We start from the raw sequence: 11,059 nt of genomic DNA on the forward strand, positions 1-11,059 counted from the left end.
AGGGTTAAGGCTTCAGAACTTGCTGGGTCGGCAATAAAGCGCCGTAGTCGTTAATGGCGTTGAATTGCACTTGAGCGCCCGCTGCCGGCATGGCCTTGAGTGTGGGTACGGCAAACGATTTGCTCTCGCCAGGGCCGACCATGCCATCTTCGCTTGTGTAGCGCTGATTGCCGGCCACCAAGGTCAACTCGACTTGGGAAACGTGGTAGGCCGTCGGGTTGTAAGCCTGCAAAGCAAAGCCTTGATCAGCCTTGATCAGCTTCCATTGCAACTGCTCGATGGCGTCGGTCGGCTTACCCTGCAAGCCATCAGGGCGGTAGAAAATCTTGATCCGCGAACGGAAGGCCATCTGCAATACATTCAGATCCACCGGGCCTTCGGCCTTGGGTGGGATCTCCAGCACGTTGAGCCAGAACACCGACTCTTTAGTGTTCGGTAAAGCTGCGCCGGTAAACATCAGGCGTAGGCTTTGACCCTTGCTCGGGTCGATGCGCGAAACCGGCGGCGAAAGCACAAACGGTGCTTTCGAGCTGGTAGGGCTGGAGTCAACATCACCACTGTCAACCCAGGATTGCACCAGAGCCGGACGAGTACCGTTGTTGTTCAATTTGACGGTGATTTCTTTCTGACCCGCCGGGTAAACCAGTCGAGTCCCGGTGATCACCACACCGGCCATGGCTTGGGAACAGACCAAGCCTACAAGCATCGCCAACACACCACAGCGAAGTGTTTTTGCATAAATCATCATGCACCTCATCAGCCACACGGTGGCGCCCCCCTGTCCGCCTGGACGGGAGCGCGCTGCCGTGGACGTGGCTTATTGGTAGTCGACGTTGTAAGTCACGGAGCTAACCACGGTACCCGGAGTGGTAGCACCGGTAGCGAAGTACTGGACGGCGTACGGCATGTTGGCCGAGCCAGTGCCATCAATGGTGTTACGGGTAGTTTGGGTCTTCTGGTTGGTGTTACCCGCCTTAATGATCGTGTCGCCTTGAGCGTCGACCAGTTGCAGTTGCACGTTGGTCGCAGTGCCGGTCATGTTGTTCAGGTTGCCGCTGACCGGGTCAACAGTCGAACCCGAGTTGAAGAAGGCGGCTGCGGTAGTAGCTGCACCTACGCAGTCGGTCAACTGGATGTTGAAACCGGTACGGCCTTCGGCCTGGCCGGCAGTTGTCAACAAACTGGTAGAGATGGTTGGCAGAGTTACAGTCGCAACTGCTGGAGTCACCACACCGTCAACAGCGATGGTGCAGGTCTGGTTAACCAGCTCACCGTTAAAATTGATAGTGCCATCGGCGGCATTGGCAAACTGAGCACCAGTAGCGGAAACCAGTATGGCGAGAGCAAGGGCTTTGCGATTCATGAGACAACTCCAAAAAGTAAAATTTTGAAACCTATCGCGAAAGCCTCGATGGCTTGCCAGACGCTGGATGCGTCATGGATAAGATCAAACCATCTGCCTTGGGCGACGGAGCTATAGTCGTCTCTCGCCCCAGTTGCCAACGTAGGCACATTCCCTTCCACTTGTAGGAAATTTCCTAGCGTTTCAGCGTCTTTTGGCGAGGGCAGATTTAGGTATTACAAAACTGACGCCCACTAAAAAGCCCGCATCCCGGTAAATGGGTAGCGGGCTTCAAAACAACATAAGACGCCTGATCAGTTGCGGGTCCCTACCACTGCTGCCCCATTAGAAACAATCACCTCAACCCGGCGATTGTGCTGGCGCGACTCGGCATTGCCATTGTCCGCAATCGGGAACTCCTCACCGTAACCCTTGATGCTGAGGCGTTGGCGATCGATACCTAGCCGCACCAGCGCCGAGGCCACAGCCGCTGCGCGGCGTTCTGATAGTTGCTGATTGGCTTCCACACTACCGATGTCATCGGTGAAACCTTCTACCCGGACCTTACGCTCCGGGTTACTGGCCAGGAAATCTGCCAGTTGTTGAAACTGCCTCTGGCTGCCGTATTTCAGATCAGCCTTGCCGGTGTCGAACAGTACGTCGCCGAAGGTAACCACTTGCCCACGCGGGCTCTGTTTGGCCTTCATCGCCTGCAACGCCTTGAGCTGCTGGGTTCGCACATCGAGCTGGACCTGGGTGCGCTCGGCAGCAATATTCTTCAGTGCCACCTCAGCCTCGCGGACAACAATAGTCTGCTCGGCCAGGGCGATTTTCTGGGTGGCTAGGTAGGCCAACTGATCGATGGTTGGGTCGCGACGATCCATATTGGACGCTGCATCAGCTTTGTTCAGGGCATTGAACGCGTCCTTGGTTTCCAGCGCCGCCAGCGTCTGAGATGCTGGCTTGCCTTGCAACGCACTGAACTGATCGCGGGCCTGCTGCAGGTGGCTGTTTAGCGGCGGCGCAGCGCAACCAGCGATCATCAATGCCAACAAGGAAACAACAGGGGGCATCATAGAACTACGCATGATCGTATCCTTACTCGGAGTCGGTGGCAGTTGGGTTGAAGCCCGTGTCCGGGGCCTGGAGCATTTCCTGTTTCAGCACTTGGATGCCGGCACGGGACTGTTGCAATTGCTGCTGCCACTTCACTGCTCGAGCCTTGCGCTCGGCCAAGTTGGCATCTACTTCGATCTGTTCGGCCAGAGTCCGTGCCTGAACGTAATTACGCTCCCCCATGGCACGTTCCATCAGAAACATCTTGTCCTGAGCGGCTTTCATTTCCAGCGGCGCGTACTGCGTTGCCTCAGCAGACACAGCGCGATTGACGGCGTTCCTCGACAGCACCATCTGATCATCAGGCGCAGGCACATTGGCACAAGCACTCAGCGCCCAAGTCACCACTAACAGCGCCGTCCAATTACCCGAACGGCGATACACAGGTTGAATAGTCATCAACGGCTCCAGACCATTAATCCACATTAATTCCGGGACTTTTCCCGAGTGAGTACACATTTTTTCAGTACGTGAATCCTTGAAAAAGCTGTTATGTAGGCGATAGAACTCCTTGCCGTGACGAACCAGGGCGCTTTAGAGGATCGGGTTAAATCAGTTGAGCCAGTATTGAGCAGGCGCCACCGAGAACGACGGATCAATCAGCAGCAGAAAATCGACAAGGGCTTTGCGGTCTGGCGTCCGTATCAGACGCACCTGCTGTCTAGGCCTCTCAGAGAAGGTGTTCGATCTATGATGCTCACGGTGCAACTCATAAATCAGCACATGTCGTAACTGTGGGTTACCTAGGCAGAAGTCGCGCGCATCCACCCCAACCGCGGACATCAGGTCAGCGTTCAGAATCAACAGGTCGAAGCGCTCAAGAGACTCGGAAGAATAGCGAATCAGAGTGACCAACTCGCGAAAAGAGGACACCGACATAACTCGGTAATAGCCCAGTGTATTTACATTTTTTTCAATGAGGGATCGTTGCTCACCCTGCGGATCGGCAACCAATATTTTCAGCTGGGTGGACATGTTCTCGACAGCCTCGTTTGGACACTCAAGATGCGACATGTCCAACAAACTATCCGAAGCCATTACCCAACTATGTAGGACGTTTCCTAAAGAGAGAGATCTTCTCGACTGACGCCTTGGCGCTGTAACACTAGGTCGCGCCTATTGGGCACGAGCTTACTCACGACAGCGACAACAGTCCCCTTACTCGAAGTGCGGCTCCAGACGCTGCGCGAGTTTCTCCATCGCCTGATGCAACGCATCCACCGCTTCGGTCAACACCGCAGAGTCGAGCCCATTGCAGGCCTCCTCCAGCGTTTCGCAGCAATGAATCAGACTGCTGGCCTTGATAATCCGCGCGCCACCCTTGACCCGGTGGGCCAGATCCGCGAGCCCCGGCAGGTCATGTTGAGTGAATAGCTGCATCAGTCTAGCCATGTCTTCTTCGTTGCTGCTGACCAGGTCCCTCAACAGGCTGTTGATCGAGGCCTGATCCCCTCGGGTGAGTTGTTCGAGGCTGGTCAGGTCGATGTCGTCGCCTCCCATTCGATCCTCATCCGCGGGGACCAGCACGGTGTCCGGCACTACCGATGACAGTCGCGCATTGAGATCTTTAAGGCTGATGGGCTTGAATAGGCAGTCGTCCATTCCAGCCTCTAGGCAGCGAGTCTTTTCTTCAGGTTGGGCGTTAGCGGTGAACCCCAGAATCAGGCTCGGCGCCAGGCTTCGCGTGCTCTCTTCGTCGCGGATGGCCCGGGTCAATTCGTAGCCGTTCATGATCGGCATATTGCAGTCAGTGATCACCACATCGAAGTGCTGACTGCGCCAGGCGCGCAGCCCATGGGCGCCGTCTTCAGCGTCCTTGACCTTATGCCCCAGATAGCTCAACTGTTGAGACAGCAACAGGCGGTTGGCCGGGTAATCGTCAATTACCAGAATGCTCAGCGTCCGGATCTTTTGATCCGCCTCCTCATCCACGACAGGGGCCTGGGCCAGTGGCGCCAGAGTCAAAAGGTTCAGCGTAATGTCGATCTGCGTACCCTTGTTCAACTGACTAGTCAGGACCAACTGGCCACCCATCATTTCGCACAGAGTCCGGCTGATCACAAGCCCCAATCCGGAGCCGCTGCGCACCGACTGGCTGTTGTTGCTTGCTTGGGCGAATGGACTGAACAGGCTCTGCTGGTCCTCCTCTGAAATACCCCTGCCGGAATCTTCAATCCGCAGCTTGACATCCAGGCGCTCGCCATCCGCGTCGGGCTCGACATGCACACTCAAACGTACCTGACCTTCCGCCGTGAACTTGATGGCGTTGCTCAGCAGGTTGGAAACTACCTGTTTGAAGCGAAGAGGATCGATCAACACATCGCAGTTGGCCCCTGCGTCCAGATCCAGCACCAGTTGCAGGCGTTTCTGCCGGGCCAAACCTTCGAAGATCCGCACCACCGACTCCAGCAATTCGCGAAGGTTGGCGCGCTCCGGCGCCAATGACAGGCGCCCCGACTCGATACGTGCGATGTCGAGAATGTCGCCGATCAGGTCCAGCAATCCCCGTGCAGCACCGGACGCTACTTCGATGGCAAAGCGATCACTCACCCCTTGATCGGCCTTTTTCATGGCCAATTCGAGCATGCCGATCACCGCATTCATCGGTGTACGAATTTCGTGGCTCATAGTGGCCAGGAAGGTGGTCTTCGCGCGATTGGCGTCATCGGCCCCCTTCTTGGCTTCGCGCAACTCCTCCAACAGGCGCTGCCTCTCGCTGACGTCAATCCAGCCAGCAATCATGCCGCTGACTTCGCCGTCGCTGCCACGATAAGGCAGCATCCAGTGGTAAATGGTCAACACCCGACCGTCAGGCATGCTCAGGGTCCGGTCCTGAACGCGGGGTATACCTTCTTCCATGACCTGTAAATAATCCCGGTGATAGCTCATGGCTTCCGCAAGATGACTTAACACTCCCTCAGTCACGGTTTTACCGATGACAGCTTCACGCTCGACGCCAAATACCTCCAGGTAGCCGGAGTTGCAGATCATCAAGCGTCCTTCACGGTCGCGCACATAAATCGGGTGCGGCGTACCGTCGATCAGCACCCGCATGAACTCCAGCTGATCGTTGAGCTCCAACTCTGCCTGTTCACGCCGACGCATCAATCGGCGCAGGTAGGCGATCCAGCCCAGCGCCAGAAGCAACAGCACTACCGCAACCGAAAAACCCTGAATGATCGCGGTACGATTACGCAGCCAGTAACTATCGTCAACCACCACCTCACTGCGCCAACGGTTGGTCAGCTCGTCCAGTTCTTCCGGTGGAATACTCAGCAACGCTTTATCGAGGATCGAATACAGCTCCAGCGCACCCCGGTTCGTGGCAAAGGAAATCAGCGCCGGCATAGTGCCGACAGTGCTGGTCACTTGCAGGCGGTCGCGGTACTGGCGAGAAATGATGTAGCGAGCACTGATCAACGTATTGATCGCCCCTTGGACCTTGCCCTCAGCCACTAGCGCCATGGCATCGGAGGCATTTTCGGCCGACACCAGTTCCACCTTCGGAAAGTGTTCGATCAGGTACTCACGCAGCACGTTGCCATGAATCAGCGCCAAGCGCATGCCAGCCATATCATCGAGCGTACTGGGTTTGACCTCTCCGACCGGAGTGACCAATACGAACGGGTTGATCAAGTAAGGTCTAGTGAAACGCAACTCCCCTTCCCGCTCAGAGCTGGGGATGATGGCAGCCAGCATGTCCGCTTTTCCGCTGGAGACCTGATCGATCAAGTTGCCGACCGAGTCACCACGTTGAACATCGAACTTCAAGCCGGTTCGCAGGCTGACCTTGGCCAGCAAGTCTGCGCTGATACCGCGAAAGTGTCCCCGCTCATCCATGTAGGTCAACGGCAGGAAGCTATCGTTGATCGCCACTTTGATTCGCGGATGTTTGTCCAGCCATCGCTGCTCACTGACACTGAAATGCAACGACTGCTCACCTGGCATACTGCTGCCTCCGGCGCTCCAGCGGCGCAGAATGCTCATGCGCTCGGTCACTGGGATCACTCCCACTGCCTCGTTGACGATATTCAGCAAACGGCTGTTGCTGCGAGCCACGGCGAAAGCGAACGGCTGGACCTCCATGCGTGAAAAGTCGGCCAACTGCACATTGTTGAGGTAGTTCTTGCTGATCAGATAGTTGGCGCTGATCGAATCCCCGAGGTATACATCGGCCTGACCGAAGGCCACTGCGCCAATCGCGCTGAGGGTAGAAGGATAAAGGAGTACCGAGGCCTTGGGGTAGAACGCCTCGACCGATTTGGGTGGCAAGTAGTGATACAACATCGCCACTTTTTTACCTGCAAGGTCCGGCGCAAGCGTCTGACTATCGCCCATGCGAGTAACCAGCGTCGGCTGGTCCTGAGCGTAGGTTCTGGACATCGCCAGCTCAGGGTCGGCTGCTTCAAAACCGTTGGCGGTACCCAGCAGATCGATCTCACCACTTTTAAGCGCCTGGATCACCTCAGCCCGTGATGGGTAACGGCGCACCTCTACATCAACATGCAACAACTGAGAAATCAGCTTCGCATAGTCGGCCGTCAAGCCCTCATATTCATTGCCATTGTTGCTCATGCTGAACGGCGAATAGTTGGGAGACGAGTCGCCCAGCAGCAAGGGCCCCTTACGCCGTAGCCAGTTCCAGTCCTGTTCATCTAGACTGACCTGATACTCGCCGACGCTGGAGCGTCCAAGCAGGCGCAAGCTTTCCGACTCGGCCGCATTCACCGGTAGGACACTGCTCAGCGAGCACAGAAGCATCAGTGCAATAAGGTAATTTCGAAAGGAAAGGGTCATCTAAATGAGATTGTTACGCTTGGCGAAATCAGCCAGGTACACCACCGACTTCACATTGAGCTTCTCGATCAAACGAGTTTTGTAGGTGCTCACAGTTTTATTGCTCAGCAGCATTGAATCACCGATTTCCTTATTGCTCAGGCCGTTGGATAGCTGTTGCAAGATCGTCAGTTCACGATCGGACAGGCTTTGAATCAGCTCCAGATCCGTGGCCTCGACATCACTGCGGCGTACCGAACTAGTAGCCAGGTTGGGGAAGAAGGTGTAGCCGGACATAACCGCCTTGATCGCCTTAACTAACTCATCCAGCTCATTTGTCTTTGAGATGTAACCAGCGGCGCCTGCCTTCATGCAGCGCATTGAGTAAAACAGCGCCGACTGTGAGGTCAGCACCAAAATCTTGCTCGATACCCCTAATGCAGAGATACGACTGATGACCTCTAGGCCATCGAGCTTAGGCATGGAAATATCCAGAATGATCAGGTCGGGCTCAAGTTCACGGGCCATCTGCACTGCATCGGCGCCATTATCTGCCTCGGCGACTACCTCGAACTGCTCCTGTTTCAGAAGCATCTTAACCGACGAGCGAATGAACGGGTGATCATCCACAACCAAAGCTTTATACATATGACCCCCTGTAAGGCACGCCGGAGAGTTCCGGTGACGAGAACGTCCATGTCGCAAAAAAAATGGAACTACTAACCAGTCGATTTGTACTAAAAATACACGAGCGCGACTGAGTTGTAGGAAATATCTGAGCTTTTCTGCCAACTTTTAAACTAATTTCATTGCGTTATGCTAGGGGCCTCCAGCCACTGCAGCAAACCGTGCCCGGTCATGGGGCGCGCTAGGTGAAAGCCCTGTCCAATCGGGCAATCCATTTGCACCAGCACATCACGTATTTGCTGGCTACTGACCCCCTCAATCACGAGACTCATGTTCAGTGAACGGGACAGAGCCAGGGTGCTGGAAACCATGGCCCGGCTTCGCGGTTCGGCCAGATTCTGGACAAACTCACCGTCGAGCTTGATCTGGTTGAACGGCAACTGACACAGCAACTTTAAGGAAGAAAAACCCACGCCGAAATCATCGATCGACAGGCCACAGCCCAGCATTCGCAGGCGGAGCAGGTTTTCTTGGGTTTTGGGCTGCAAATCCAGCAAACCATTTTCCGATAATTCGAACAAGAGCCTGGACCCCAACAGCTCATGGCGTATCAGGGCATATCGGATATGTTCGGTAAGCTCATAACTGGCTAGTTGTGAGGCGTGCAAGTTGAACGCCAGTTCAAGAGTCACACCTTTGCGGCGCAAGACACCCAGTAGACTCAAACCCTGCTCTAGCAGCTGTTTGAACATCTCGTCGATCAAGTCATAGGCCAGCACAGCGGCAAGAAAATCCTTGGGCAACAACAGACCCCGAGCAGGATGCTCCCAACGCACCAGGACTTCGGCACCGGCGAGTTCGCCACTGTCCATGAAGAGCTTGGGCTGGAACCAGCCACGAAACTCACCCAACGCAAGTCCGCGCCGCACATCGTCCTCACTCGGCAGCTCCTGCATGGTCGGCACACTGGTCTTGGAAGTTCGGCGTGGGTGGCTGTAACGATGGAGCAGTTTGTGCAATGAACTCATCTGCAAAGGCTGACTTAGCACCCCAAGCAATTCGATACCTGATAACGAAGCCATTTGCCCGATAGCACGGTGCAACTCAGGCCGCAGCTCACGGCACAAAGCCACTGCCCGAACCATACCGATCTGACTTGCACAGCGCAGAAACTCCAGGCAATCGAGTCCGTTGCTACCGAGGTCACACAGTACAATATCGACGCCACCGGATAAGTGCATCTGCACCATCGCCTGCTCGCCATCACTGGCTTGCAGCACATTGCGCACACCGAGTCGCTGCAGCATCTTTACCAGCACGCTACGCTGAATCCCGTGATTTTCCATAACCAGCACACGTGGAGAGGTCATCTTCATCAACCGCTTTGCAGACCCGAAGGTGACAATAGTGTCGGTGAAATCTGAATATCCAAGAAGGATTAATCTCTTTGTTTTGTAGGAAATTTCCTAGTGCAGCACTCTGCTCAGCGGATAACGAATGTCAGGAAATCAGTCGAGATGCAGCTCGACCGCCATGCTCAAGGCTACATCGGCCCTTGTTTGAGCATCCACTTTGGCCGTTCGCTCCCAATCGTCTACAGCCGTAATTCCTGGAGCGCATAAACTGTACGAGGAGAGTCCCCTCGACTCTCCAATCGCAAATGCCGGGCTCCCCCCCGCCTTGCGTGATAACGCGGTTGCCAATAAAGCTGCGCTCCGCAACTCAGTTTCCATCCTCTGCTAGTAGCATTTACGGGGCAGTAAGGGTAATCAGGTACGCACCAGAACTCACCAACTTGCCTGTGCTATCTACCAATAAGTATTGTTGACTGTAAGAAGGCCCGCTTTTTCCACTATCGGCGATGAGCTGAACATTAACGCGTGAGTGATCAAGTGTAGTGACCGAACCGACAGGATTGACATTCTGCACTCTGATAGAATCTCTGCGAACTAGAGCCGGGCATTCTTCCAGTTTGAATCTGGTGGATTGCTCATCAATGCCTGACTGAATGACAGGCGTACATGTCTCCTCAACGATACCCCCTTGAAAATAGATGACACTCTGGCTCATTGATGACCCAGCAAAACAAATCCCAGACAGGCCGCCCCCCAAACTCAACCCCAAACCCACAAAAAAAAATTTCCCGTTCATGCTGACACTCCTGATGCATTGGCTATTTCATCAGTGTAGAGCTTGATTTAACTCATTGGATTGCTTTTTTCTGGAAGTGTTACGCACGTCTCAAGCCTTAAGAAAATGGCAGGTCCGGCGGAGACATTCAAATGAAAACAGGGTTCATAGGTGCGATTCTGTGCTCACCACATCCACTGCAGTTAATGCACACCATACTTCGCCACGGGATGCCTAGCTGCGACGTTTAGCTCGTAGCAAAGTGACATATTTGTTTTGCATGACATGGAAGTGAATTTTTGACCACTGGACTTGCCCCTACCAAACCGGACACCAACTCCCCGTTAAATTGATGCTGCCGCCAAGCGCCTGAACTCCCTCGGCGAGCGATAGTTCAAGGCGCTGTGCGGATGCTGTTCGTTGTAATGCTCGAAGGCAATCGTCAGGTTGCGCAGCGCCGTTTCGCGATCCGGCTTGGGCATGTGCGCCACGTAATCACGCTTGATCGTCTTCACGAAGCTCTCGGCCATGCCGTTGCTCTGCGGGCTGCGTACTGGGGGGGGGCACCGGTTGCAAGCCGATCTGTCGAGCAAACAGGCGTGTCTGTTCGGCCGTGTACGCCGAGCCGTTGTCGCTGAGCCATTGCACCGGCGTGGTCGGCAGTTGGTCACCAAAACGCTCCTCCACGCTTTCCAGCATCAAGTCGCGGATGTCATCGCCGCTGTACCCGGTCGGGCTCGCGACCCAGCCGATGGCTTCGCGATCACAGCAATCCAGGGCGAAGGTCACGCTCAGTTTGGCGCCGTCCTCGCAGCGGAACTCAAAGCCGTCCGAGCACCAACGTGTATCACTGGTTTGCACCGCAATACGGCCTTCGTGCCGACGCGGCACGCCGGGCTGTTTGATGCGCCGCTCCAGCAGTAAGTTGTGATCACGCATGACCCGGTAAACCCGCTTCACGTTGATCGCCGGCAGCAACTGGGTTTCACGGGCGCGACGCAATAATCCCCAGACCCGACGGTAGCCATAGCTGGGCAGCTCGCTAACCTGCTGCTGGATTTCGACCAC

The 11,059-nt window shown here is 55.2% G+C and carries 9 protein-coding genes and 1 pseudogene; all 10 read right to left on the minus strand.

Annotated elements, in window-relative coordinates:
- Positions 1-4: 4 nt before the first annotated feature.
- Positions 5-706, minus strand: a complete 702-nt coding sequence (locus AACY49_RS12560) for a fimbria/pilus periplasmic chaperone (RefSeq protein WP_339524039.1) — start codon at positions 704-706, stop codon at positions 5-7.
- Positions 707-817: 111 nt separating this feature from the next.
- Positions 818-1,363, minus strand: a complete 546-nt coding sequence (locus AACY49_RS12565) for a fimbrial protein (RefSeq protein ID WP_339524040.1) — start codon at positions 1,361-1,363, stop codon at positions 818-820.
- Between the two features lie 293 nt (positions 1,364-1,656).
- Complete coding sequence (locus AACY49_RS12570; RefSeq protein WP_339524042.1) at positions 1,657-2,430, minus strand: OmpA family protein; 774 nt, start codon at positions 2,428-2,430, stop codon at positions 1,657-1,659.
- A gap of 10 nt (positions 2,431-2,440) precedes the next feature.
- The gene (locus AACY49_RS12575) at positions 2,441-2,857 is read right to left on the minus strand and encodes a DUF4398 domain-containing protein (RefSeq protein ID WP_339524044.1); all 417 of its coding nucleotides are present in this window, start codon (positions 2,855-2,857) and stop codon (positions 2,441-2,443) included.
- 153 nt (positions 2,858-3,010) lie between these two features.
- On the minus strand, positions 3,011-3,433 hold the full coding sequence (locus AACY49_RS12580) for a hypothetical protein (protein WP_339524046.1): 423 nt from the start codon (positions 3,431-3,433) through the stop codon (positions 3,011-3,013).
- Between the two features lie 183 nt (positions 3,434-3,616).
- Positions 3,617-7,255 (minus strand): transporter substrate-binding domain-containing protein, encoded by a 3,639-nt coding sequence (locus AACY49_RS12585; RefSeq protein WP_339524048.1) that lies wholly within the window; start codon positions 7,253-7,255, stop codon positions 3,617-3,619.
- Positions 7,256-7,882: a response regulator transcription factor gene (locus AACY49_RS12590; protein ID WP_339524050.1), complete on the minus strand. Its 627-nt coding sequence runs from the start codon at positions 7,880-7,882 to the stop codon at positions 7,256-7,258. It abuts the gene before it with no gap.
- A 158-nt stretch (positions 7,883-8,040) separates the two neighbouring features.
- Entirely contained in the window at positions 8,041-9,237 is a 1,197-nt protein-coding gene (locus AACY49_RS12595) for an EAL domain-containing response regulator (RefSeq protein WP_339524067.1), read from the minus strand.
- A 373-nt stretch (positions 9,238-9,610) separates the two neighbouring features.
- On the minus strand, positions 9,611-10,012 hold the full coding sequence (locus AACY49_RS12600; protein ID WP_339524052.1) for a type 1 fimbrial protein: 402 nt from the start codon (positions 10,010-10,012) through the stop codon (positions 9,611-9,613).
- A gap of 323 nt (positions 10,013-10,335) precedes the next feature.
- Positions 10,336-11,059 (minus strand): annotated as a pseudogene (locus AACY49_RS12605) (IS3 family transposase); the annotation flags it as partial.

Source organism: Pseudomonas sp. EL_65y_Pfl2_R96 (genome assembly GCF_963970905.1).
Taxonomy (GTDB): Bacteria; Pseudomonadota; Gammaproteobacteria; order Pseudomonadales; family Pseudomonadaceae; genus Aquipseudomonas.